Consider the following 23,822-nt stretch of genomic DNA (forward strand, 5'->3'; position numbering starts at 1 on the left):
CGGCGGCTACGGCAGCATCCAGCCCAGTACCGGGGTGGCCTGCAGCGCGATGAGCACCGACAGCACCACGAGCATCCCGAGGCTCCAGCCGATCACCTTGCGCAGCAGCACGCCTTCCTGGCCCTCGAGCTTCACGGCGGCCGCGGCGATCGTGAGGTTCTGCGGCGAGAGCATCTTGCCGAGCACGCCTCCCGAGGAGTTGGCCCCGGCCAGCAGCTCGGGAGGCAGCCCGGCGCCCTGGGCCGCGGTGACCTGCAGGGCCCCGAACAGCGCGTTGGCCGAGGTGTCGGACCCCGTCACGGCCACGCCGAGCCAGCCGAGCACCGGCGACAGGAACACCAGCGCTCCACCGGCACCGGCCACGAACAGGCCGATCGAGGTGGTCTGCGCCGAGGCGTTCATGACGTAGGCCAGCGCCAGCACCGAGGCCACCGTGAGGATGGCCCACTTCAGGTCGACCACGGTGCGTCCCCAGGTGGCGATCGCACGCCGGGCCCCCACCCCCAGGACCGCGGCCACGATGACCCCGGCGATCACCATCAGGGTGCCGGCCGAGGACAGCCAGGTCAGCGAGAACATCGTGGTGCTGTGCGGCTTGCCGTCGATACCGACCACGTCGAGGAACGGCCACGTGAACGCGATCTTCAGCGAGTCGATCAGCGGCTTGAGCCCGGGGAGCTGGGCCAGCGCGAAGACCACCACGATGATCACGTAGGGCGCGTAGGCCTTGCGCACCTCGGTGGGGGAGTCCGGCTTCGCCGACGTGCCCGGACCGCCCGCCGCGGCCAGCGTCGACTGCCGGGCCGCCCACACCGCCTGCGGGCGGATCCGCGCCAGCGCGAACACGACGATCGCACCCAGCAACGACGCGACGATGTCGGTGAGCTCGACGGAGAAGAAGTTCGACGTCAGGAACTGTCCGATGGCGAACACCACGCCACACGCCACGGCCGGCACCCAGGCCTCCCGCACGCCGCGCCTGCCGTCGACGATGAACACCAGCACCAGCGGGACGAACAGCGCGAGCAGCGGCGTCTGCCGTCCGACCATGGACGCCACCTGGTCCAGCGGCAGGCCGGTGACGCGGGCGAGCGTGATCACCGGCACGCCCATCGCCCCGAACGCGACGGGAGCGGTGTTGGCCACCAGCGCGACCACGGCGGCCTTGAGCGGCTTGAACCCGAGCGCCACGAGCATCACCGACGTGATCGCGACCGGCGCCCCGAACCCGGCGAGGGCCTCCAGCAGCCCGCCGAAGCAGAACGCCACCAGGATCGCCTGCGTGCGCTGGTCGATCGACAACGCCCCGAAGCTGCGACGCAGCACGTCGAAGTGCCCGGTGGCCACGGTCATGTTGAACACCCAGAGGGCGTTGACCACGATCCACAGGATGGGGAAGAGCCCGTACACGGCCCCGTGTGCGGCGGCCGACAGGGCCATGCCCACCGGCATCGCGAAGCCGATGATCGCCACCACCAGCGCCGCGGCCAGGCCGGCCAACGCAGCCCACTGCGCCTTGACCCGCAGCACACCCAGCAGCACCAGCACGACGGCCAGCGGCACCACGGAGACGAGCGCGGAGAGCCCGAGCGAACCGCCGACGGCCTCGGGATCTTGTTGGTAGAAGGCCAGCACGGCGTCCGGTGGTCGGGGTGCAGCGGAGGGAATCAGCAGATCAACGGTGGCCCACATGGTCGCGCAGTGTGGGGTGTCGTTCCTGGTCCGGCACGGTGAGCTAGCCCATTCGGCGTAACCGCGTTGGTCTAACTGTCCGTTACATCCTTTTGGCCCGGAAAAGGTCGCGCAGCAGCAGGATCTCCGCCCCGTGGTGGATCGCCTCGCGGTGGATGTGCAGTACGAGCGCCGCCATCGGGTGCTCGGCGAACGGACCCTCCGCCGGCCCGACGGCCCGGGCGAGCCCGTCGGCGTCCAGCCCGCGCACACCCGTGACCCACGCGTCGTGCGTCTCGTCGAGCTGGCGCAGCGCCTCCTCGGCGGTGCCCGCGTAGGCGAAGTCGTCGTAGCCGACCGCCGGGCCACCGAAGTGGGACGCGGCGCGGGCCCCGAACACTCCGACGATGAGGTGCCCCAGCCGCCACGCGATGGTGGTGAACGGGGGCGGCTCGGGCGGGGGGAACGCGAAGTCGATGGTGAACTCCCCGCTCCCGGCCTGCACCGGCGCGCCGGAGGTGCCTCGCGGGCGCACACTCCACGACGACGAGCTCTCCTGGGACCCCGCAGCGGGCTCCCAGAAGTACTCCTCGTCGGTGAGACCGTCGAGCTTGGGCCGTACGAGGCCCTGCCAGTGCCACTCGAGCTGGTCGACGAGCTGCGTGGTCCAGTCGATGCCCATGGCGCAGACCGTAGGGCCCCACCCCGACGAATCCGGCAGGACGGTCAGCTGCGCGGCACCGGGACCCCTCGGATCGACGCGTCCAGCAGCTGCATCGGGTGTAGCAGCGGGATCGGGCCGCCGCCGTCCGCCGCGCCGTCGGTGGTCCCGAGGTGCTTGCCGATCTGCAGCAGGCAGCCGGGGTTCGCGGTGACGATCACGTCGGGTGCCACGGAGCGGACGTTGGCCGCCTTGCGGGCCCCGAGCTCGGCCGCGGCGTCCGGCATCACCATGTTGTAGATCCCGGCGGAGCCGCAGCACAGCTCCGCCTCCGGCAGGTCCACCAGCTGCAGGTCCGGGATCGACCGCAGCACCGCACGCGGCTGGGCGCGCACCTTCTGGGCGTGCCCGAGGTGGCAGGCGTCGTGGTAGGCCACCCGGCCACGGAACGGGTGGCGCGGCGCCCGTGGCCCGAGGTCGGCGAGCACCTCGTGCACGTCGCGCACGCGGGCGCTGAACGCCGCGGCCCGCTCGGCCCACTCCGGGTCGTCGGAGAGCAGGTGGCCGTACTCCTTCATCGACGAACCGCAGCCCGCGACGTTGGTGACCACGTGGTCCACGTCGAGCTTCTCGAAGACCGCGATCTCCCGCCTGGCCCGGAGGAGCGCGCTCTCCTCCCGGCCGGAGTGCAGCTCCAGCGCGCCGCAGCACTGCTGCTCGGCGGGGACCAGCACGTCACAGCCCTCGGCCGCGAGCACGCGGACGGTGGCCTCGTTGACGCGGTGGAAGAACACGTCCTGCACGCAGCCCGAGAGCAGCGCGACCCGCGCCCGCCGCTCGCCGACGGCAGGGGTGTAGGTGGGCAGCCGGGCGAACGCCTCGCGCACCGACACCGGCGGCAGCAGCGACTCCATCGCGGCGAGCCTGCCGGGGAGCTTCTCCGCGAGCTTCGCGATGGCCGGCACCCGCCGCAGCCGCTGGTAGAACGCCCCGGGCAGGGCTGCTGCGCGCAGGCGCCGCTTGTACGGGAACAACGCGAAGATCGCGTTGCGGAACAGCCGGTCCGAGGGCGTCCGCTCGACGTTGCGCTCGATCTGCGGTCGCACCGACTCCAGGAGCCGGTCGTACTGCACGCCCGAGGGGCAGGCGGTCACGCACGCCATGCAGCCGAGGCACTGGTCGATGTGCTCGGTGAACGGCCCCTCCAGCCCGATCTCGCCCTTCTGCGCGAGGTCCATCAGGTAGATCCGGCCGCGCGGAGAGTCCATCTCCTCGCCCCAGAGCTGGTAGGTGGGGCAGGTGGGCAGGCAGAAGCCGCAGTGAACGCAGTCGTCGAGCAGTTCGCGCTCCGGCGGGCGGCGGTCGTCGTAGGCGGACGGCCCGGTCTGCGGGAGATTGGTGTCGGCGGAGCCGGCGGGGGTCGTCATCGGGAACCTTCCGCATCGTGTGGGGTCACGAGCCACGGGGCGAAGCGGCCGGGGCCGAACCGTCCCAACGGGTCGAACTCGTTCTTCACGGCCTTCAGTACGGCGAGCGCGGACGGCGGGGGTCCCCACGCCGGGACGTCCGACCCGGGCGGGCGGGTCCGCAGCACGGACGTGCCTCCCGCCGCGTGGACGAGAGCGTGGGCGTCGGCGACGGCCTCCGGAGCCAGTGCGACGGTGGCGACCCCGGTGCCGAGGCCCGCGGTGACGGTGTCGGCCCGCAGGTCGGTGAGCAGCCCGGGCAGCAGGCTCGGCTTGGCCCCGATCCGCAGGACCGCGAGCCCGGGCGCGCCCCGCACCAGCGCGGCGTGCCGCGCCCACGGGTCGGCCCCCGAGTCCGGCCCCCCGTCCGGTCCGGTGTCCGAGGCGTCCCTGGCGCCGGACCCGAGCACCTCCCGCAGCCGCTGCAGCCTGCCCGACACGGCGTCCGCGGTGCCGTCGATGCGCACGATCAGCTGCCCGTGGCCGTCGTCGGAGATCCACTCCAGCGCTGCGGGTTCGTACTGCCCGCCGAGCAGGCTCGCCGCGTGCTCGCGCGCCTCGTCGAGCGAGCAGTCGACCACCAGCGTGGCCGAGCGCTTCGGGACGGGGTGCAGCCGCAGCACCACCTCGACGAGCACGCCGAGCGTGCCGTAGGAACCGTGCAGCAGCTTCGCCAGGTCGTACCCGGCCACGTTCTTGATCACGTGCCCGCCGCTGCGGGACACCGTGCCGTCGGCGAGCACCACGGTGACCCCGATCACCAGGTCGCGCAGCGAGCCGAAGACCAGCGCGGCCGGGCCGGCGTCCGCCGTGGCGACCAGACCGCCGACCGTGGCCCCGTCGGCGACGCGTGCGGCGTCGAACGACACGTGCTGGCCGTGGGACGCCAGCTCCTCGGCGAGCGTGCGCAACGGGGTGCCCGCGAGCACGGACACCGTCATGTCCCCGGGGTTGTGGGTGAGCACGCCGGTCAGCGCGGTGGTGTCGAGGACCGCGTCCACGGGGCCGAGCGGGCCGGCCCAGTCCGCGGCCGTGCCGCTGCCGGTGATCGACACGGTGCCTGCCGTGTCCAGCAGTGCATCGCGGACGGACCGCAGGTCATCCGGCCGCAGCGTCGTCGACGTCGTCACGGTCCCTCCTCGTGGGTGGTGGCTGGTGGTGGTGGTTGCGCGGTCACAGGCGCTCGATCACGCCCGCCTCCTCCAGCGGGTGCGGCTTGTACTTCCCGGGGCGTTCCCCGCACAGCCGGGGCGTGGGCAGCACCTTGCCCGGGTTGCAGATGCCCTGCGGGTCGAAGGCCGAACGCACCCGCGCCATGACGGCGAGGTCGTCGCGGGAGAACATCTTCGGCATCGAGCACGCCTTGTCGGTGCCGATGCCGTGCTCGCCCGACAGCGAGCCGCCCAGCTCCACGCACAGCTCGGCGATCTGCCCCGACAGCTTCTCGGCGCGCTCGGTCTCCCCGGCGGCGGCGCTGTAGAGCACCAGCGGGTGCAGGTTGCCGTCACCGGCGTGGAACACGTTGGCCACCCGGATCCCGGCGTCGGCGCCCATGTCGGCGATCCGGCCGAGCACCTCGGCGAGCCGCGTGCGCGGCACCACCCCGTCCTGGACGAAGTAGTCGGGGGAGATCCGGCCGACGGCGGCGAACGCCGCCTTGCGCCCGCGCCAGATCGCGGCCCGCTCCTCCGGAGAGCCCGCGATGTGCAGCCGGGTGCAGCCGTGGCGGTCGCAGATCTCCTTGACCTGCTCGAACTGGACGTCGCACTCCTCGACCGGGCCGTCCAGCTCGACGACGAGCGCGGCGGGCACGCCGACCGTGTAGCCGGCGTGGACGGCCTCCTCCGCTGCCTCGATGGCGAGCGTGTCCATCATCTCGACGGCGGCGGGCACGATCCCCGCGGCCACGATGTCGGAGACGACGTCGCCCGCGGCGGCGACGGACGGGAAGTCGGCGAGCAGCGTGCGCACCGACTCCGGTGTGCGCAGCAGCCGTACCACGATCTTCGTGGTGATCCCGAGCGTGCCCTCCGAGCCGAGGAACACCCCGCGCAGGTCGGGCCCGGCCTGCTCGCCGGTGTCGGTGCCCAGCGTGACGACCGAGCCGTCGGGGAGCACGACCTCGAAGGACAGCACGTGGTTGGTGGTGAACCCGTACTTCAGGCAGTGGGCGCCGCCGGAGTTCTCCGCGACGTTGCCGCCGATCGTGCAGACCTGCTGGCTGGACGGGTCGGGGGCGTAGTACAGCCCGTGCGGCGCGGCGGCCGCGGTGATCTCCAGGTTTGTGACGCCCGGCTCGACGACGGCGCGCCGGTTCACCGGGTCGACCTCGAGCACCCGCTTGAGTCGGGCGAGGCTGATCACCACGCCGTCGGCTACCGGGAGCGCGCCGCCTGAGAGCCCGGTGCCCGCGCCGCGGGCGACGAAGGGCACCCGGTGCTCCGCGCAGACCCGCACCGCCGCAGCCACCTGGGCCGCATCACGGGGCAGCAGCACCAGTTCGGGCACCACCCGGTAGCCGGTGAGGCCGTCGCACTCGTATGCCCGGCACTTCACCGGATTGCTGATCACGTCGGCCGGGTCGAGCACCCGCTCGAACGCCTGCCGCACTCCGCCGTCCAGAGCCACTGGTCGCCCTTTCGGTCACATGCGTCGATGCCCGGACGAGACTACGACGACCTGGGGAAGATCGTCGGTCTTGCGACCGGGATCTCCCTGCTCACGGCGCCGGGGGTAGGGGCCGTTCGGGTGATCTGGGTGGCCGCGTACGGTACGACCCGGTTCTGCGCGGGGTGCGCACGCGATCACCGCGCGGCGTCGTCATCCTGGCAAGACCGTCCGTCACTCGAGCGGTGTCTAGGCCTCAGGAGGCTGGAAGCGTTGGGTCCACGTCGGCAGTTGCAGCTGGGTCTCGTCGTTGCCGCGGCACTGGCACTGCTGCTCGCACTGACCGGCGCGGTCGGTCCCGCTGCTGCCGCTCCCGTTCCCCCGGCAGTCGTGGTGTCTCCCTGATACTTCCGCAATGCGGAATCCGCAGTCCGTCTGGTAGAAGAATGTTCCAGGACGGGGCGAGCCGGGGTATGCCTGTCGTGACCCCGGGCCCGACGACGAGCGGATGGTGGAGACGTGACGGATCTGCAGGTGGACCCCGCGCTGCGGGCGTTCGTGGCCGACGAGCTGCTGCCCGGCCTGGACCTCGAGCCCGAGTGGTTCTGGTCCACCTGCGCGGCACTCCACGAGCGGTTCGCCGGCCGGACCGAGGAGCTGCTCGCTCGGCGTGACGAGCTGCAGGAGCAGATCGACGGCTGGCACCGGGAGCACGGTGCAGGCGACGTCGAGGCCCTGGAGACGTTCCTCACCGAGATCGGCTACCTGGTCCCGTCGGAGTCGCCGCAGGTGCAGGTGTCCCGGGTCGACGCCGAGATCGCCGAGATCGCCGGCCCGCAGCTGGTGGTCCCCTCCACCGTCCCGCGGTACGCGCTGAACGCCGCCAACGCCCGGTGGGGCTCGCTCTTCGACGCCCTGTACGGCACCGACGTCCTCCCGCTGGACCACGAGCTCGAGCCCGGCTACGACGAGCGCCGCGGCGCCCAGGTGATCGCCGAGGCCGACACGCTGCTCGACGAGTTCTTCCCGTTGGCCACCGGCAGCCACGCCGACGCCACCGCGTACCGGGTGCGCGACGGCGCGCTCGTCGTCGAGACGAAGGACGGCGACGTCGGCCTCGCCGATCCCGGCCAGTTCGCCGGGCACCGGGCCGGCTCCGACGGCGGAGGGGACGACGACGGGCACCCGGACGCCGTGCATGCGGTCCTGCTGCAGCGCAACGGATTGCACGTCGAGCTCACGATCGACGCCGAGCACCGCGTCGGCCGCCAGCACCACGCCGATGTGGCCGATGTCGCGCTCGAGTCGGCCGTCACCACGATCGTCGACTTCGAGGACTCGGTGGCCACCGTCGACGGCCCGGACAAGGCCGCCGCGTACCGCACCTGGCTCGGCCTGATGACCGGCGCGCTGACCGCGACGTTCGAGAAGGGCGGCCAGACCGTCGAGCGCAAGGTCAACGGCGACCGCCACTACACCGCCCCCGATGGCTCCCAGCTCGCGGTGCCCGGCCGTTCGCTGCTGCTCGTGCGCAACGTCGGGCACCACATGCGCACCGACGCCGTCCGCACCGCCGGCGGCGACCCGATCGGCGAGGGCGTGCTCGACGCGCTGGTCTCCGCCACGGCGGCGCTGCACGACCTGCGCGGTCTCGGGCGGTTCTCCAACTCCCGCGCCGGAAGCGTCTACATCGTGAAGCCGAAGCAGCACGGGCCCGACGAGGTGGCGCTCACGGTGGAGCTGTTCGCCGCGATCGAGGAGGCGCTCGGCCTGGAGCCGGCCACCCTCAAGATCGGGATCATGGACGAGGAGAAGCGCGCGTCGCTCAACCTCGAGGCCTGCATCGCGCAGGCACCCGACCGCACGATCTTCGTGAACACCGGGTTCCTCGACCGCACCGGCGACGAGATCCACACCGACTTCGAGGCCGGCCCGGTGGTGCGCAAGAACGACATGAAGAGCACCCCGTGGCTGATCGCCTACGAGGACCGCAACGTCGACGTCGCGCTGCGTGCGGGGTTCCGGGGCCAGGCGCAGGTCGGCAAGGGCATGTGGGCCAAGCCGGCCGCGATGCGGGAGATGCTCGACACGAAGGGCGCGCAGCCGGAGGCCGGCGCGAACACCGCGTGGGTGCCGTCGCCGACGGCCGCCACGCTGCACGCGCTGCACTACCTGCGCACCGACGTCGCCGCCCGCCAGCGCGAGCTCGCCGGGCGGGAGACCGACCGGCGCGAGCTGCTGAAGGTGCCGCTGCTGACCGACGAGCTCACCGACGAGGAGAAGCGTCACGAGCTGGAGACCAACGCGCAGTCCATCCTCGGCTACGTCGTGCGCTGGGTGGGGCTGGGCATCGGCTGCTCGACCGTGCCCGACCTCGAGGGAGTCGGGCTCATGGAGGACCGGGCCACGCTGCGGATCTCCAGCCAGCTCATCGCCAACTGGCTGCACCACGGCCTGACCGACGAGGCGCAGGTGCGCGAGACGTTCGCCCGCATGGCCGCACTGGTCGACGAGCAGAACGCCAACGAGCCCGGCTACGAGCCGATGGCCAAGGACCTGGACAACAGCCCGTCGTTCCAGGCGGCCCTCGACCTCGTGTTCACCGGCCGCTCGGAGCCCAACGGCTACACCGAGCGGGCGCTCACCACCTGGCGGCAGAAGGCCAAGGCCGGCTGATCCGCGTCCCGGCACGGGTAGGAGTACGGGAGTACTCCCACCCGCGCACGAGCACGACCGAAGGGACGCAGCGTGCTGCGGGCATGGGTGCGGGTGGCGGCTGCGCTGTTCGTGATCGGCTACGGGGCCAACCAGTTCAGCCCGCTGATGGTGCTGTACCGCGAACAGGGCCACTACTCGGCCGTCACGGTCGCGGCGTTCTTCGCCGTCTACGCCGCGGGCCTCGCCCCCGGGCTGCTGCTCGGCGGTCCCGCCTCGGACATGTGGGGACGCCGCAAGCTCCTGCTGCCCGCGCTGGTCGTGTCGGTGCCGGCGAGCGCCGTGCTCGCCCTCGGCGGCGTGCCCGTGGTGTCGGAGGGAGCGCTCTACGTCGGACGGTTCCTGTTCGGGGTGGTCACCGGCGTGGCCATGGCCGTCGGCACGTCGTGGGTGAAGGAGCTCTCGCAGGCGCCGTGGGACCCGGCCGCCGACGCCGGGGCGGGTGCGCGCCGGGCGGCGCTGGCCCTCTCGGCGGGCTTCGGCGGAGGGCCGCTCGTGGCCGGGGTGCTGGCCCAGTGGGCGCCGCTGCCGATGGAGCTGCCGTACGTGGTCCACATCGTGATCACGGTGGTGGTGATCGGCGCGCTGCTGCGCGTCCCCGAGACGCGCGTCGTGGCCGCAGCGCGGCACGGCCTCCGTGGGGCGCTCCGGGTGCCCCTGCCCGCCCGGTTCCGACGGGTCGTGGCGCCCATGGCGCCGTGGGTGTTCGGCGGCCCGGCCATCTCCTTCGCCGTGCAGCCGGCCGCGCTGGAGCACGAGGTCGCGGGACTCGGCCTGATCTACGCCACCGTGCTCACCTCCCTCACCCTGGCGACCGGGGTGGCGGTGCAGCCGTGGGCGCGCCGGCTCGACCGGCGTTCCCCCGTGCTCGCCGCCAGGGCGGGGCTCGCCGCGACGGTCGTCGGCATCATGGTCGCCGCGGGCGCCGTGGCGCTCAACTCCCCGTGGCTCGCCGTCCCGGCCGCAGCGGTACTGGGAGCGGCCTACGGCCTGTGCCTGGTGGCGGGCCTGCTCGAGGTACAGCGCATGGCCGCCCCCGAGCACCTCGGCGGGCTCACCGCCGTCTACTACACGCTCACCTACGTGGGGTTCCTGATCCCGGTGGTGCTGGCGGCCCTGACCCCGCTGGCGGGCTACCCCGTGCTGCTGCTCGGGCCCGCCGCGCTCGCGCTGCTCAGCCTGGCCGTGGTGGCGCGCAGGGGACGGCAGCCCGTGCCGCAGCCCGGCCCCGTCTAGCTGTACTCGGCCGTCAGGTTGGTGACAGCCGGCTGATCGGTGGGAGTCCTGCGAGTGCGCTGTGGCGGCGTCGAGTGTTGTAGTGCTCGATCCAGGGTGCAAGAGCGGCGGTGCGGTCGTGGTTGCTGGTGAACACCTGCCGGTAGGCCCACTCGGTCTGCAGGGTGCGGTTGAGTCGTTCGACCTTGCCGTTCTGCCAGGGGCAGTGCGGTTTGATGAACACCTGCCGGGCGCCGAGTGCGGCGATGACCTCGCGTAATGAGTACTTGTAGGCCCAGGCGTTGTCGGTCATGACCCGCTCGATACGACCGATCCCGTGGTGGGCGAAGTAGCCCGCGGCGCGGTGCAGGAATCCGGCGCAGGTGGGGCCCTTCTCATCGGGGAGGACCTCGGAGTAGGCCAGCCGGGAGTGGTCATCGACGAGGGAATGGACGAAGTCGAACCCGATCGTGCGGGTGCGGTCCCGGTCGCGGGCGGCGCGTCCGTGGGCGCGCCAGCCGCCGCCCTCGGGGATCCGGCCGATCTTCTTCACGTCCATGTGCACCAGCTCGCCGGGTCGGTCGCGTTCGTAGCGGACCGCGGTGGTCTTGCTGGCCCGGATCGGGGCGCCGGTCAGCGGGTCGAGTTCGCGCAGGTAGGGCATCTGGTGGCGGCGCAGGATCCGTGACACAGTCCGGGCCGGGATGCCGAGCTCGGGGCCGATCCAGTCCTGCCCGCGCCGCTGGCGTTCCCGCAGGGCCACAACCTGGGCTTCGGTCCGGGTGGGAGTACGGGCCGGTGAGGTGTGGGGTCGCGAAGAACGGTCGTGCAGCCCGTGCTCGCCTTCGCTGCGGTAGCGGGCGATCCAGCGGCTCACGCACTGGCGGGAGACCCCCATCTCGGCGGCCACGTGGGAGCGCGGACGCCGCTGGTGCAGGACTCGCTCGACGATCGTGCGTCGGCCGTGGAAGGTCAGGCGGGCATTACCGTGTGACACGAGAGCCTCCGGGCGGAGTGGGTCCTAGACAAGCCACACCCCAACCGGAGGCTCTCCCTCGTTCAACAACCCCGTCCGCGTGTCACGACAACCGATCTGCCACCAACGTCCTGGCCGAGTACATCTAGCTCGCGGGGGCGCGACGTAACCTCTGGCCGTGCTCCGGCTGCGCCACCTGCCCATCGACCACCCCGACGCCCTCTCGCTGGTTGCCGGGCTGCAGCAGGAGTACCGAGTGCGGTACGGCGACGAGGACTCCACCCCGCTCGATCCCCGGGAGTTCGACGCCCCGGACGGCTGGTTCGTGGTCGGTTACGTGGCCGGGGAGCCGGTCGCCTGCGGTGGCTGGCGCGCCCGTGACGACCGGGACGACCCGGCACTGCGGGCGGGCGACGCCGAGATCAAGCGGATGTTCGTCGCCACGGAGCATCGGGGGCGGGGGTACGCCCGTGCCGTGCTCGCCGAGCTGGAGCGCACGGCCGCCGCGGCCGGGCGGCGCCGGGCGGTGCTGGAGAGCGGCACCGCGCAGCCCGAGGCGATGGCCCTCTACCCCAGCGCGGGGTACGAGCCGGTGCCGGCGTTCGGGCACTACCGCGACTCCCCGAACAGCCGGTTCTTCGCCAAGCCCCTTCTCGAGCCAGGCGGACCTACGGCGGCCTCCGCCGCCCAGTGAGACGGCACGCCCCGACCGACCGCGCACCGAGGATGGGCGACTCGCGGGCGAAAATCGGGCGACTCGCGCGCTCGGACCGGGCGACTCGGGGGCGGATTCGGGGCGACTCGCGGGGTGGTGGTGGGGGGCCGGGCGACAAGAGGGTGTCGATCGGATGGTTACCCACCGCCAGCGATGGCGGGATCGGGCCGCAGGGCGAATGATCCGCTCACCACGGGTTCGATGAGCGGTGGAGGGAACAACGGTGGAGGTGCTCGCGCAGACCGATCTGCGGCTCGACACGACCGCGATCGACTACGTGTTCGTCGTCTTCTACTTCGTGCTGGTGCTGGGGATCGGGGTGATGGCCCGCCGGTCGATCGCCTCCAGCCTGGACTTCCTGCTGTCCGGGCGGTCACTGCCGGCCTGGGTCACGGGGCTGGCATTCGTCTCGGCGAACCTCGGGGCGATCGAGCTCATCGGGATGATGGCCAACGGCGCGCAGTACGGCGTGGCCACGTTCCACTACTACTGGATCGGCGCCATCCCCGCGATGGTGTTCCTCGGCATCGTGATGATGCCCTTCTACTACGGCAGCAAGGCGCGCAGCGTCCCGGAGTTCCTCCGGATGCGGTTCAACAAGACGACCCAGCGGGTCAACGCGGTGACGTTCGCGCTGGCGTCGGTGCTGATCGCCGGGGTGAACCTGTACGCGCTCGGGCTGATCCTCGAGGCGCTGCTCGGCTGGCCGCCACAGGTCGCCATCCCGGTCGCGGCGCTGGTCGTCCTGAGCTACACGTTCCTGGGCGGGCTCTCGGCGGCGATCTACAACGAGGTACTGCAGTTCTTCGTGATCCTGGCCCTGCTCATCCCGCTCACCGTCGCCGGGCTGGCCCGCGTCGGTGGCTGGGACGGGTTGAAGCAGCAGGTGAGCGGGCTCCCGCCGGGCCCCGAGCAGGTGTCCACGTGGCCGGGCACCGCTCTCACCGAGATCGCCAACCCGTTCTGGTCGGTGCTCGGGATCGTGTTCGGGCTGGGCTTCGTGCTCTCGTTCGGCTACTGGACCACCAACTTCGCCGAGGTGCAGCGGGCCCTGTCGGCCCGCAGCATGTCGGCCGCCCGCCGCACGCCGATCATCGCGGCGTTCCCGAAGGCGCTGATCCCGCTGGTCGTGGTGATCCCCGGCATGATCGCCGGGGTGCTGGTGCCGCAGCTCACCACGCTGAAGCAGGGCGGCGCCACCGACGTCACCTACAACAACGCGCTGACGCTCCTGATGAACGAGGTGCTGCCCAACGGCATCCTCGGGGTGGCGCTGGCCGGCCTGCTCGCGTCGTTCATGGCCGGCATGGCGGCCAACGTCAGCTCGCTGAACACCGTGTTCACCTACGACATCTGGCAGGACTGGGTCCGCCCCGGCCGGCCGGACGGGTACTACCTGCGGGTCGGCCGCGCGGTCACCGTGATCGGCTGCGTGCTGGCCATCGGCACGGCGTTCATCGCGGGCAGCTTCGAGAACCTGATGGACTACATCCAGGCCCTGTTCAGCTTCTTCAACGCCCCGTTGTTCGCGGTCTTCATCCTCGGCCTGTTCTGGAAGCGGATGAGCGGGACGGCCGGCTGGACCGGGCTGATCGGCGGCACCATCGCGGCCGTGATCGTCGACTCGCTCGTGCGCGGCGGGGTGATCGCCGTCTCGTCGCAGGCGGGATCGTTCCTGGCCGCGAGTGCCGCGTTCGTCGTCGGGATCGGGGTGGGGGTGGTCGTCACGATGTTCACCGCGCCGCGGCCGGAGGCCGAACTGGTCGGCCTGACCTGGTCGCTCACTCCCCGGGAGCGGGGTCGGACCGGTGAGGACGAGGGCAGCTGGTGGCAGTCACCGGTGGTGCTCGGCGCGATCGTGATCGCGCTGACCATCGTGCTCTACCTGCTCTTCGCCTGACCCAGACACAGACCGGCAGTGAGTCCCGACAGGAGGCATCCGTGACCGAGCCGAAGGAGACCGCCGTCGACCAGGGCGGCACCGAGGCCCCGCCCAGCGCCGCATCGCAGCTGTTCGACCTGCGTTCGATCATCGCACTGCTGTTCGGGGTCTACGGGATCGTGCTGACGATCCAGGGCCTGTTCTTCGAGAGCGAGGAGCAGCTGCAGAAGGCGGGCGGGATCGACATCAACCTGTGGTCCGGGATCATCATGATCATCATGGCCGCGCTGTTCGCGCTGTGGGCGTGGCTGCGGCCGCTGGTACCACCGGGCGGGAGCCGCTGAGAAGCGGCCCGCGCCCGGCAGGTCGACGCTCAGTCGCGCCCCGGGGTGGGGTAGCGCGGGTTGAACGCGAACAAGGTCCAGTCGTCGAGGCGACGCAGAGCCTGCCGAAGCCCGGCACTGATACGCCTGGTGGTGCTGGTCATGCTGTCCTCCTCGGGTTGTCTTCCACTCCGCTTCGCTGCGGGCGGCGGGCGCGCTGTGCGCCTGCATCCTGTACATCGCATCGATCTTCTGGATCGTTCCAGATCGAGACGTGAGGCCACTCACGCCGCCCGTCGATCCAGGACGGAGGGGACGGATCGGGAGGCCCGGTAGGGTCGTCCCCGCGCTCGGTCGCCCGGAATCTCCGGTGCTCGGTCCCCGTGGGCCGCACGAGGCCGGGCAATGATCGCGCTGTTCCGGGTAGCTCTCCGTGCGGAGAGCTCGGCCGCCGGCGCCGCACTCCGCGATCGGGAGGAGTCGCCGTTGCTCGCGCTCGTCGTCGCACACCTCGTGGTGGCGGCCCTGCTCCCGCTGGTCTCGGCACGCAACAGGCGGGCGGCGTTCGCGGTGGCGGCCGTCCTCCCTGCCGCGACGCTGCTGTGGGCGCTCGCCGAGGCCGGTCCCGCGCTCGCCGGCGGTGTCACGGCCACCACGGCCTGGGCGCCCACGCTCGGTCTGATGCTGAGCTTCCGCCTCGACGCGCTGGCCCTGGCGATGATCGTGCTGGTGTCGGGGCTCGGCGCCGCGATCCTCGTGTACTGCGTCGGCTACTTCGGCAGCGACTCCAGCGAGGCCCCGCGCAGTGCCGCCCTGCTGCTCGCCTTCGCCGGCGCGATGCTGGGCCTGGTGCTGGCTGATGACCTGCTCACGCTCTACGTGTTCTGGGAGCTGACCTCGATCGCGTCGTTCCTCCTGGTCGGGCAGGGCGGCGAGCAGGGTGAGGAGCGGCGCGCCGCGGTGCAGGCCCTGCTGGTCACCGTGTTCGGCGGGCTGGCGATGCTGCTCGGGTTCGTGCTCCTCGGTGAGGCGGCGGGCACCTACCGGATCTCGGAGATCGTGGCCGCCGGTCAGGCGGGCAGCCTGCACGGCGGTGCTGTGACCGCCGCGCTCCTGCTGATCCTGCTCGGGGCGTTCACGAAGTCGGCCCAGCTGCCGTTCCACCCGTGGCTGCCCGCCGCGATGGTCGCCCCCACGCCCGTGAGCGCCTACCTGCACGCGGCGTCCATGGTGAAGGCCGGGGTCTACCTGGTGGCGCGGCTCGCTCCCGGCTTCTCCGACCAGGCCGTCTGGTGGGTGCCGGTGGTCGTCGTCGGGCTCGGCACGATGATCGTGGGCGGGTGGCGGGCGCTGTCGGCCACCGACCTGAAACAGCTGCTCGCCTTCGGCACGGTCAGCCAGCTCGGGTTCCTGACGGTGCTGCTCGGGAGCGGCGGACCGCTGGGGGAGATCTCCGCGCTCGCCGGCATCGCGCTGCTGCTCGCGCACGGACTGTTCAAGGCGCCGCTGTTCATGGTCGTCGGCACGATCGACCACGCGACAGGCACCCGCGACCTGCGCAGGCTCTCCGGCCTGCGTACCGCTCTGCCGGGCACGGCCGTCGCGGCGGCGCTGGCCGCGGCGTCGATGGCCGGGATCCCGCCGCTGCTGGGGTTCGTCGGCAAGGAGGCCGCGTTCGAGGGCTTCCTCGACGAGGGCGGCCTGCGTGGGTGGATCGTCGCGCTCGGGCTGCTGCTCGGGTCGGTGCTCACCGCGGCGTACAGCGCCCGATTCCTGTGGGGCGCGTTCGCCCGCAAACCCGGCGTCGAGCCGACATCGGTGCACCGCCCGGGCGCGCTGCTGACCGTGCCCGTCTGGATCTGCTCCATCGCCGGCCTGGCGCTCGGCATCGCCTACCCCGTGGTCGACGCGCTCGGTGCGAGCTACGCCGCCGAGTACCCCGACGAGTCCGGCTACCACCTCGCGATCTGGCACGGCCTCGGCCTCCCGCTGCTGTTCACCGCGGTGGCGATCGCCGGCGGCCTGCTCCTGCACGCGCAGCGGGCCCGGGTGCTCGCCCTGTCCTCCCGCAGCCCGCTCGACGCGCAGCGCGGCTACGAGCTGACCATCGCCGCCATCGCGCGTCTCGCGCTGACCGTGACGGGACGCCTGCAGGTCGGTTCCCTCCCCGCCTACCTGGCCACGATCCTCGTGGCGTTCGTCCTGCTGCCCGGCGTGGCCACGATCCTGGGGGGCGCATGGCCCGGCGGGCAGCCGACCTACCACTCGCTCACGCAGGTGCCGCTCGCGATCGTCGTGGTGATCGCGGCGCTGGCCGCGGTCCGGGCCCGGCGCCGCCTGACCGCCGTGCTCCTGGTCGGCGTGATCGGGTACGGGGTGGGTGGGCTCTTCATCGTCGACGGGGCGCCGGACCTCGCGCTCGCGCAGTTCCTGGTCGAGACGCTGTCGCTGGTGGCGTTCGTGTTCGTGCTGCGCAGGCTGCCCGCCGACTTCACCGAGGAGCCCTCACCCCGCCGGGTGCGGCTGCCCAAGGCGTTGCTCGGGGCGGTGGGCGGGGCCGCCGTCGCGGTGTTCGCGATCGTGATGTCCGGAGCGCGCACCACGCCGTCGGCGACCGCCGCGGAGTTCGTCCGGCTGGCGCCCGCCGAGGCCGGGGCGACCAACGTGGTCAGCGCCATCATCGTCGACTTCCGCGCGCTGGACACCGTCGGGGAGATCGGTGTCCTGGCCGTCGCGGCGGTCGGGGTGGCGAGCCTCGTGCTCGCCACCCGCTACGACCGGCGCGGCCGCCGGGGGCCGGTCGAGAGCGGGCAGAACACCCCGCAGCACGAGGAGGACCTCCTCGGGTGACGAGCAGCGGGCGATGGCACCAGGCGGAGGGCAGGCGATGACGGACGGGCCGGGCTTGACGAGCAGGCTGAACGACGGCCGCGACCCGGTGCCCTTCGAGGAGTGGGACCGGCCGCGGGGGGAGTGGCTGCTGTCGGGCGAGTGCCGCCGCCCCGGTGACCGGAGCCTGCTGCTGGAGATGACCACGCGGGCGGTCTTCCCGACGGTGCTCGTCTTCTCCCTCTACCTGCTGCTGGTGGGCCACTACGGGCCCGGCGGCGGGTTCTCCGCCGGGCTGGTGGCTGGGCTCGCGTTCGTCCTGCGCTACATCGCGGGCGGGAACGCCGACTTCGGGGCCGTGGTCAGTCCCCGGGCACCGGTCGTCATCGGAAGCGGCCTCGCGGTCGCGCTGGTCACCGGGCTGGTCCCCGCGGCGTTCGGGGCTCCGGTGCTCTCCACCACCAAGCTCGCCGCGGACGTGCCGCTGTTCGGCCCGGTGGAGCTGCAGACCAGCCTGTTCCTCGACGTCGGGGTGTACCTGCTGATCGTCGGCGTGGTGCTGGACCTGCTGCGGGCCCTCGGCGACGGCATCGAACGCGACATGGACGACGCAGGGGAGGCGCTGTGATCACCATCAACGTGGTCATGGCGCTGACCGTCGGCGTCCTCTACGGGGTCGGTTTCACCCTGCTGCTGTCGCGGTCGCTGATGCGCGTGCTGATCGGCGTGGTCGTGCTGGGCCACGGCACCAACCTGCTGCTGCAGCTCGCGGGAGGGCCCCCGGGCCGGCCGCCGATCGTCGGCACCGCGCCGCCGGAGTCGTTCGCCGACCCGCTGCCGCAGGCCCTCGCCCTCACGGCCATCGTGATCACCTTCGCGCTCACCACCTTCCTGCTCGCGCTCGGCTACCGCGCCTTCGTGCTGGTCGGGCACGACGAGGTGCAGGACGACGTGGAGGACCGGCGGATCGCGCGCCAGAAGGTGCCGTCCGCCCCGCTGGAGTCGGGCGACGGCTCCGATGATGCGGAGCAGGATCTCGAACGTGCGGACGACGAGGTGGAGGCGGAAGCCGCCCGGGGCCGGGACCGCTCGTGACCACGGTACTGACGCTGCCGGTGCTGCTCCCGATGCTCGGGGCCGCCGTCACGGTGATCGGCAGCCGGTCGGCGGCGCTGCAGCGCGTGGTCGGGATCGTCGTCCTCACGGCCGTGGCGGTGCTCGCCGCGGTGCTCCTCGTCGCGGCCGACGAGCGCGGCCCGGTCGTGGCCGAGCTCGGCGGCTGGGCCGCCCCGGTCGGCATCGCGCTGGTGGCCGACCGGCTCTCGGCCCTGCTGCTGCTGGTCTCGACGCTCGTCACCCTCGCCGTGCTGGTGTACGCGATCGACCAGCGGATCGCCGACTACGGCCGCGGCACCGCGAGCACGACGTTCCACCCGATGTACCTGATGCTCTGCGCCGGCGTCTCGCTCGCCTACCTCACCGGGGACCTGTTCACGCTGTTCGTGGCGTTCGAGCTGATGCTGACCGCGTCCTACGTCCTGATCACGCGCCGGACCGGCGCGTCCCGGATCCCGGCGGGCATGACGTACGTGACGGTCAGCCTGCTGTCGTCGCTGCTGTTCCTCACCGCGATCGCCCTGGTGTACGCGGCCACGGGCACGGTGAACCTGGCCGACCTCGCCGAGCGGATCGGGACGTTGCCGGGAGGCGTCCGGTCGGTGCTCGGCCTGATGCTGCTGGTCGTCTTCGGGATCAAGGCGGCGATCGTGCCGCTGCACTTCTGGCTCCCCGACAGCTATCCCAACGCGCCGGGCCCGGTGGCCGCGCTGTTCGCCGGCCTGCTCACCAAGGTGAGCTTCTACGCGCTGCTGCGCACCGAGACGCTCCTGTTCAGCCGGGACAAGCCGTGGACGCTGCTGCTCGTGCTGGCGGTGGCCACGATGCTGGTCGGGGCGCTGGGTGCGCTGGTCCAGAACGACCTCAACCGGCTACTGTCGTTCCTGCTGGTCAGCCACATCGGGTTCATGCTGTTCGGCCTGGCCGTGTTCGACGCGGCCGCACTGTCCGGGGCTGCTCTGTACGCCGCCCACCACATCACCGTGCTCGCCACGCTGTTCCTCGTGAGCGGCCTGATCACGCGCCGCACCGGCACGGTGTCGCTGGACGAGATGGGTGGGCTCGCCCGCAGTTCCCCTGGCCTCGCCGTCCTCTTCGCGATCCCGGCGATGACGCTGGCCGGCATCCCCCCGACCGCCGGGTTCGTCGCGAAGCTCGCTCTCCTGCAGGCCGGGGCGGCCGCCGGCCTGGGGCCCCAGGTGGTGGCGGGCGTGGTGGTCCTCGCCAGCCTCCTGACGCTCTACGCGCTGGTCCGGGTATGGGTACGGGTGTTCTGGGGCAAGCCCAGGCCGCCGCGTCCCGACGAGGACCCCACCGACGAGGTACTCGTGGGCACGGCACGGACGTCCATGCCGATGTACGCGGCGACCGCCGGCCTGGTGGCGGTCAGCCTGGCGATCGCGGTGTTCGCGGGCCCGCTCACCGTGCTCACCGGCCGCGCGGGAGTGGACCTGATCGACCGGACGCCCTACGTCGACGCGGTGCTGGGCGCACAGGAGGGCCGATGACCGGGACGGGGAGCGACGACCACCGGCGCACCGGGAGGCGCGGGGTGCACGCCGTGCGGGCCCGGCTGCCCGCTGTGGTGTGGCTGACGCTGGTGTGGGTGCTGCTGTGGGGCACGTTCACCCTGCTGAGCATCGTCGGCGGGGTGCTGGTGGCGGTGCTCGTCAGCGCCCTGTTCCGGATGCCGCCGCTGCCGGACCGGCTGTCGGTGCGGCCGCTGCCGCTGCTCGGCCTGGTCGCGTTCCTCCTCTACGACCTCGTGGCCTCGGGGGTGGAGGTGAGCTGGCAGATCCTGCGCCACGGGCCGCGGGCGCAGGGCACGATCGTGGCCGTGCCGCTGCTCTCCGGGTCGGACCGGGTCGTCACGGTCATGGCCAACGCGCTGTCGCTGTCGCCGGGCGCGATGGTGCTGCAGATCGATCACGAGCGCGAGATCTGGTACATCTACGCCCTCGGACCGCGCGACCGGGACGGCGCCGAACGCGCCCGGCTCCGCGCGATGGACATGCAGCGGCGGGTGCTCGCGGCGCTCGGCCGTCCGGAGGAGCTGGCGGAGGCACACCGGCGGATCGCCGAGGCGGGAGCGCGGCGATGAACATCGTGTTCGCGGTCGTCCTGGGCATGCTGGGTCTCGCCGGTGCCCTCACGCTCGTACGGCTGCTGCTGGGGCCGGACACCCTCGACCGCATCGCCGCCCTCGACGCGTTCGTCGTGCTCCTCGTCGCCACCACCGCGGTGTACGTGGCCTTCTACGAGGACGGCTCCAACATCCCGCTGCTCGCCGCGGTCGCCCTGCTCGGGTTCGTCGGCTCGGCGGCCGCGATGCGGCTGGCGGAGCGCAGGGAGCGGCACCGGTGACCCCCGTACCCGACACCGCGCTCGACGTCGCCTCCGCGGTGCTGCTGCTCCTCGGCGCATTGTCGTGCCTGCTCGGCGCGATCGGCATGGTCCGGCTACCGGACCTGCTCGCACGGCTGCAGGCGGCCACCAAGCCACAGACGCTCGGCCTGCTGCTGGTGCTCGCGGGTACGGCGCTGCGCGTGGAGCTGGAGAGCGCCGTCACCCTCGCGCTCGTCGCACTGTTCCAGGTGATCACCGCGCCGGTGATCTCGCAGCTCGCCGGCCGGTCGGCCTACCGCAGTGGCGGCGTGCAGCGCGACCTGCTGGTGGTGGACGAGCTGGCCAAGGAGCTCCCGCCGGAGTGACCCCGGAGTGATCGTTGGGAGACGTACGACATCGCCCTGCCGAGGGCGGACAGGTGCGGCTCGCGGCGATCAGCGGCCGCTGTTTACGCTCGCCCGCGTGCCCCTCTACGCGCTCGGCGAGGTCGAACCCGCCATCCATCCGGACGCCTACGTCCATCCCGACGCCGTGGTGATCGGCAACGTGACGATCGGTGCCGAGGCGTCGGTCTGGCCCTCCGCGGTGCTCCGCGGGGATGACGGCCGCATCGAGATCGGGCCGCGTACCTCCGTGCAGGACGGGTCGATCATCCACTGCACCCCGCAGGAGCCGACGATCATCGGCGCCGAGGTGACCGTCGGGCACAACGTGCACATCGAGGGCGCGACCATCGGTGACCGCGCGCTCATCTCGTCGGGGTCGGTGGTGCTCAACGGGGCCACGATCGGGGCGGGGGCCGTGGTCGGGGCGGGCGCGGTGGTCTCGCCGAACGCGGAGGTCCCGCCGCGCCGGATGGCGCTGGGCGTCCCGGCGCGCGTGCGTGAAGGCCACGAGGTGCCCGAGGGCTACTTCGACCATGCCGTGCAGAGCTACATCCAGCGGGGCAAGCGGTTCCGCGCCGAACTGCGGAGGATCTGATGGCCAAGCCGCTCGAGGAGGTCGTGGAGGCCGGCTGGGCGCGGGCGCTGGCCCCGGTGGCTCCGGTCGTGGCCGACATGGGGGAGTTCCTGCGCGCCGAGCTGGCCGCGGGGCGCCGCTACCTGCCGGCCGGGCCGAACGTGCTGCGCGCGTTCACCCAGCCGTTCGACGACGTACGGGTGCTGATCGTCGGGCAGGACCCGTACCCGACGCCGGGACACGCGATCGGGCTGTCGTTCTCCGTGGCGCCGCAGACCCGTCCCGTTCCCCGCTCGCTGGCCAACATCTTCCGCGAGTACAGCGAGGACCTCGGGTACCCCACCCCGTCCACCGGCGATCTCACGCCGTGGGCCGACCAGGGTGTGCTGCTGCTCAACAGGGTGCTCACGGTGGAGCCGGGCAACCCGGGCTCGCACCGCGACAAGGGCTGGGAGAAGGTCACCGAGCAGGCGATCCGGGCCCTCGTCGACCGGGACGGCGAACCGCTCGTCGCGATCCTCTGGGGCCGGGACGCGCGCAACCTGGTGCCGCTGCTCGTGGACGTGCCGTGCGTCGAGTCGGCCCACCCCAGCCCGATGTCCGCCGACCGCGGGTTCTTCGGGTCCCGCCCGTTCAGCCGGGCGAACGCCCTGCTCGAGGAGCTGGGCGGGGAGCCGGTCGACTGGAAGCTGCCCTGATCCGGTCGACCTCCGTCAGGAGGCCGGCGCCGGCCGGGTGGTGACCTGGAGCGCGGAGAGGGCGTTGATCAGCACGGCGTCGCCGACGGGCAGGTCGTCCGTGGGGGTGGCCAGCCGCAGGTCGGGGAAGCGTGTGATCAGGGAGCTCAGTGCGATGCGGGCCTCGAGCCGGGCGAGCGGCGCGCCGAGGCAGTGGTGGATGCCGTGTCCGAACGCCAGGTGCGGGGTGGGCGTGCGGGTGACGTCGAGGACGTCGGCGCCCGGCAGGTGCGACGTGTCGCGGTTGGCGGCCAGCAGCCCGGTGAGCACGACGTCTCCTGCGGAGATCGTGACGCCGCCGAGCTCGAACGTCTCGGTGGCGACGCGCTGCGTGGCGATCTGCAACGGGCCGTCGAACCGCAGCAGCTCCTCGACGGCAGCGGGGATCCGGGCGGGCTCCGCACGCAGCAGCGCCAGCTGCTCGGGGTGGGTGAGCAGGGCGAACGTGGCGTTGGCGATGAAGTTGACGGTGGTCTCGTGGCCCGCGACCAGCAGCAGGATCACCAGCGACGTGAGCTCGTCCTCGGAGAGCTGGTCGCTGCCGTCACGGACGGCGATCACGGCCGAGAGCAGGTCGTCGGCCGGTTGTGCGCGTTTGGTCGCGATCAGCTCGCGCACGTACCCGACCAGGTCGGTGGCCGCTTCGGCGAAGACCTCGAAGCCGACGACGGCCGGGTCGATGATCTGTGCCGACCAGGTGCGGAAGTCGGCCCGGCGCTCCTCCGGGATGCCGAGCAGGTCGCAGATCACCGTCATCGGCAACGGGTAGGCGAACGTGGTGACGAGATCGGCCGACTCGACGTCGACGAGCGCGTCCAGCAGTCCGTCGACCACCTGTTGGATGCGTGGGGCCAGCAGGTCGATGCGGCGCATCGTGAACGCCCCCGACACGAGCTTCCGGAGCCGGGTGTGGTCGGGCGGGTCACTGCTCAGCATCTCCGTGCGGGTGGCGGCGAGCAGTGCCGGATCGAGCCGGTGGCCGAAGATGTTGGCGCCCCCGCCGCCCTTGACCAGCCGGGGGTCGGTCAGGCTGGCGCGCGCTTCGTCGTAGCCGGTGATCAGCCAGGTCGACCGCGAGCGGGTCCGGTGCATGAGGTGCACGGGACCACGGTCGTTCAGAACGGTGTACGCGCTGTGGCGCTTCCCGTGGGTGGCCGACCGGAACGGGTCGGGGGCGAGGGTCATCACGATCTCCTGGAGCCGTATGGGACGTCGGGAGACCTGATCTCGGAGCCCCCGGGCCAGATACTGACACGATCATGAAGCGGGGCAGCTCACACCGCGAGCGCGGTCACATGCTGGTCCGGAACGGCAGAACGCCGCCGTCCGCTGGTGCGGAGGGCGGCGTTCTGCGAACAGCTGGTGGTGGTCGGCCGCTCAGGCGCGAGCGACCTTGCCCGCCTTCAGGCAGGACGTGCACACGTTGAGGCGCTGGCGGTTGCCACCACCCAGGCGGGCACGGACGGTCTGGATGTTCGGGTTCCAGCGGCGGTGGGTGCGGCGGTGCGAGTGCGAGACGGACATGCCGAAGCCCGGACCCTTGCCGCAGACGTCGCAGACGGCAGCCACGTCGGACACTCCTCGGGTAGACGATAGGGGGAAG

Annotated in this window: 22 protein-coding genes; 14 read left to right on the forward strand and 8 right to left on the reverse strand. The window is 72.2% G+C overall.

Going from position 1 to position 23,822, the window contains the following annotated elements; genetic code table 11:
- Window positions 1–6: 6 nt before the first annotated feature.
- From ACQPZA_RS08335 to ACQPZA_RS08355, 5 genes are all read right to left on the reverse strand, one after another.
- On the reverse strand, window positions 7–1,692 hold the full coding sequence (locus ACQPZA_RS08335) for an L-lactate permease (RefSeq protein ID WP_433279698.1): 1,686 nt from the start codon (window positions 1,690–1,692) through the stop codon (window positions 7–9).
- An 82-nt stretch (window positions 1,693–1,774) separates the two neighbouring features.
- Complete coding sequence (locus ACQPZA_RS08340) at window positions 1,775–2,353, reverse strand: DinB family protein (RefSeq protein ID WP_433279699.1); 579 nt, start codon at window positions 2,351–2,353, stop codon at window positions 1,775–1,777.
- A gap of 44 nt (window positions 2,354–2,397) precedes the next feature.
- Window positions 2,398–3,759, reverse strand: coding sequence for a (Fe-S)-binding protein (locus ACQPZA_RS08345; RefSeq protein WP_433279700.1), 1,362 nt, complete (start codon window positions 3,757–3,759; stop codon window positions 2,398–2,400).
- A complete protein-coding gene (locus ACQPZA_RS08350) occupies window positions 3,756–4,928 on the reverse strand; it encodes an FAD-binding oxidoreductase (RefSeq protein WP_433279701.1) in 1,173 nt (390 codons plus the stop codon). Before ACQPZA_RS08350 ends, ACQPZA_RS08345 begins: the two co-directional genes overlap by 4 nt.
- Window positions 4,929–4,971: 43 nt before the next feature.
- Entirely contained in the window at window positions 4,972–6,426 is a 1,455-nt protein-coding gene (locus tag ACQPZA_RS08355) for an FAD-linked oxidase C-terminal domain-containing protein (protein ID WP_312859445.1), read from the reverse strand.
- A gap of 498 nt (window positions 6,427–6,924) precedes the next feature.
- On the opposite strand from ACQPZA_RS08355, the gene ACQPZA_RS08360 reads away from it, so the two are divergent.
- Together ACQPZA_RS08360 and ACQPZA_RS08365 are read left to right on the forward strand one after the other, a co-directional pair.
- Window positions 6,925–9,081: a malate synthase G gene (locus ACQPZA_RS08360; protein WP_433279702.1), complete on the forward strand. Its 2,157-nt coding sequence runs from the start codon at window positions 6,925–6,927 to the stop codon at window positions 9,079–9,081.
- A gap of 72 nt (window positions 9,082–9,153) precedes the next feature.
- Complete coding sequence (locus ACQPZA_RS08365; RefSeq protein WP_433279703.1) at window positions 9,154–10,356, forward strand: MFS transporter; 1,203 nt, start codon at window positions 9,154–9,156, stop codon at window positions 10,354–10,356.
- 13 nt (window positions 10,357–10,369) lie between these two features.
- Here ACQPZA_RS08365 and ACQPZA_RS08370 read toward each other — a convergent pair whose 3' ends face one another.
- Complete coding sequence (locus ACQPZA_RS08370; RefSeq protein WP_433275352.1) at window positions 10,370–11,332, reverse strand: IS481 family transposase; 963 nt, start codon at window positions 11,330–11,332, stop codon at window positions 10,370–10,372.
- A gap of 151 nt (window positions 11,333–11,483) precedes the next feature.
- Here ACQPZA_RS08370 and ACQPZA_RS08375 point away from each other — a divergent pair, with 151 nt between their 5' ends.
- From ACQPZA_RS08375 to ACQPZA_RS08430, 12 genes are all read left to right on the forward strand, one after another.
- Entirely contained in the window at window positions 11,484–12,005 is a 522-nt protein-coding gene (locus ACQPZA_RS08375) for a GNAT family N-acetyltransferase (RefSeq protein WP_433282718.1), read from the forward strand.
- 244 nt (window positions 12,006–12,249) lie between these two features.
- The gene (locus ACQPZA_RS08380; RefSeq protein ID WP_433282720.1) at window positions 12,250–13,926 is read left to right on the forward strand and encodes a sodium:solute symporter family protein; all 1,677 of its coding nucleotides are present in this window, start codon (window positions 12,250–12,252) and stop codon (window positions 13,924–13,926) included.
- A 41-nt stretch (window positions 13,927–13,967) separates the two neighbouring features.
- Entirely contained in the window at window positions 13,968–14,252 is a 285-nt protein-coding gene (locus ACQPZA_RS08385; RefSeq protein ID WP_433279704.1) for a hypothetical protein, read from the forward strand.
- 384 nt (window positions 14,253–14,636) lie between these two features.
- The gene (mbhE, locus tag ACQPZA_RS08390) at window positions 14,637–17,081 is read left to right on the forward strand and encodes a hydrogen gas-evolving membrane-bound hydrogenase subunit E (protein WP_433279705.1); all 2,445 of its coding nucleotides are present in this window, start codon (window positions 14,637–14,639) and stop codon (window positions 17,079–17,081) included.
- Window positions 17,082–17,118: 37 nt separating this feature from the next.
- On the forward strand, window positions 17,119–17,688 hold the full coding sequence (locus ACQPZA_RS08395) for an MnhB domain-containing protein (protein WP_433279706.1): 570 nt from the start codon (window positions 17,119–17,121) through the stop codon (window positions 17,686–17,688).
- Window positions 17,688–18,155, forward strand: coding sequence for a Na(+)/H(+) antiporter subunit C (locus tag ACQPZA_RS08400; RefSeq protein ID WP_169400580.1), 468 nt, complete (start codon window positions 17,688–17,690; stop codon window positions 18,153–18,155). The genes ACQPZA_RS08395 and ACQPZA_RS08400 overlap by 1 nt, the downstream gene beginning before the upstream one ends.
- Entirely contained in the window at window positions 18,152–19,684 is a 1,533-nt protein-coding gene (locus ACQPZA_RS08405; protein WP_433279707.1) for a Na+/H+ antiporter subunit D, read from the forward strand. The genes ACQPZA_RS08400 and ACQPZA_RS08405 overlap by 4 nt, the downstream gene beginning before the upstream one ends.
- Window positions 19,681–20,277: a Na+/H+ antiporter subunit E gene (locus tag ACQPZA_RS08410; protein WP_433279708.1), complete on the forward strand. Its 597-nt coding sequence runs from the start codon at window positions 19,681–19,683 to the stop codon at window positions 20,275–20,277. Before ACQPZA_RS08405 ends, ACQPZA_RS08410 begins: the two co-directional genes overlap by 4 nt.
- Window positions 20,274–20,540 (forward strand): monovalent cation/H+ antiporter complex subunit F, encoded by a 267-nt coding sequence (locus tag ACQPZA_RS08415; protein WP_433279709.1) that lies wholly within the window; start codon window positions 20,274–20,276, stop codon window positions 20,538–20,540. The genes ACQPZA_RS08410 and ACQPZA_RS08415 overlap by 4 nt, the downstream gene beginning before the upstream one ends.
- Window positions 20,537–20,887: a monovalent cation/H(+) antiporter subunit G gene (gene mnhG / locus ACQPZA_RS08420; RefSeq protein WP_433279710.1), complete on the forward strand. Its 351-nt coding sequence runs from the start codon at window positions 20,537–20,539 to the stop codon at window positions 20,885–20,887. Before ACQPZA_RS08415 ends, mnhG begins: the two co-directional genes overlap by 4 nt.
- A gap of 97 nt (window positions 20,888–20,984) precedes the next feature.
- Entirely contained in the window at window positions 20,985–21,503 is a 519-nt protein-coding gene (locus ACQPZA_RS08425) for a gamma carbonic anhydrase family protein (RefSeq protein WP_344016865.1), read from the forward strand.
- Window positions 21,500–22,180: a uracil-DNA glycosylase gene (locus ACQPZA_RS08430; RefSeq protein ID WP_433282722.1), complete on the forward strand. Its 681-nt coding sequence runs from the start codon at window positions 21,500–21,502 to the stop codon at window positions 22,178–22,180. Before ACQPZA_RS08425 ends, ACQPZA_RS08430 begins: the two co-directional genes overlap by 4 nt.
- A 15-nt stretch (window positions 22,181–22,195) precedes the next feature.
- Here the strand turns inward: ACQPZA_RS08430 and ACQPZA_RS08435 are convergent, their stop codons facing one another.
- Window positions 22,196–23,404 carry a cytochrome P450 family protein gene (locus ACQPZA_RS08435; RefSeq protein WP_433279711.1) on the reverse strand — a complete coding sequence of 403 codons (1,209 nt, stop codon included), beginning with the start codon at window positions 23,402–23,404 and terminating at the stop codon, window positions 22,196–22,198.
- Between the two features lie 192 nt (window positions 23,405–23,596).
- Entirely contained in the window at window positions 23,597–23,788 is a 192-nt protein-coding gene (gene rpmB / locus ACQPZA_RS08440) for a 50S ribosomal protein L28 (RefSeq protein WP_169398083.1), read from the reverse strand.
- Window positions 23,789–23,822 lie beyond the last annotated feature (34 nt).

Source organism: Pseudonocardia xinjiangensis, assembly GCF_050948425.1.
Lineage (GTDB): Bacteria > Actinomycetota > Actinomycetes > Mycobacteriales > Pseudonocardiaceae > Pseudonocardia > Pseudonocardia xinjiangensis.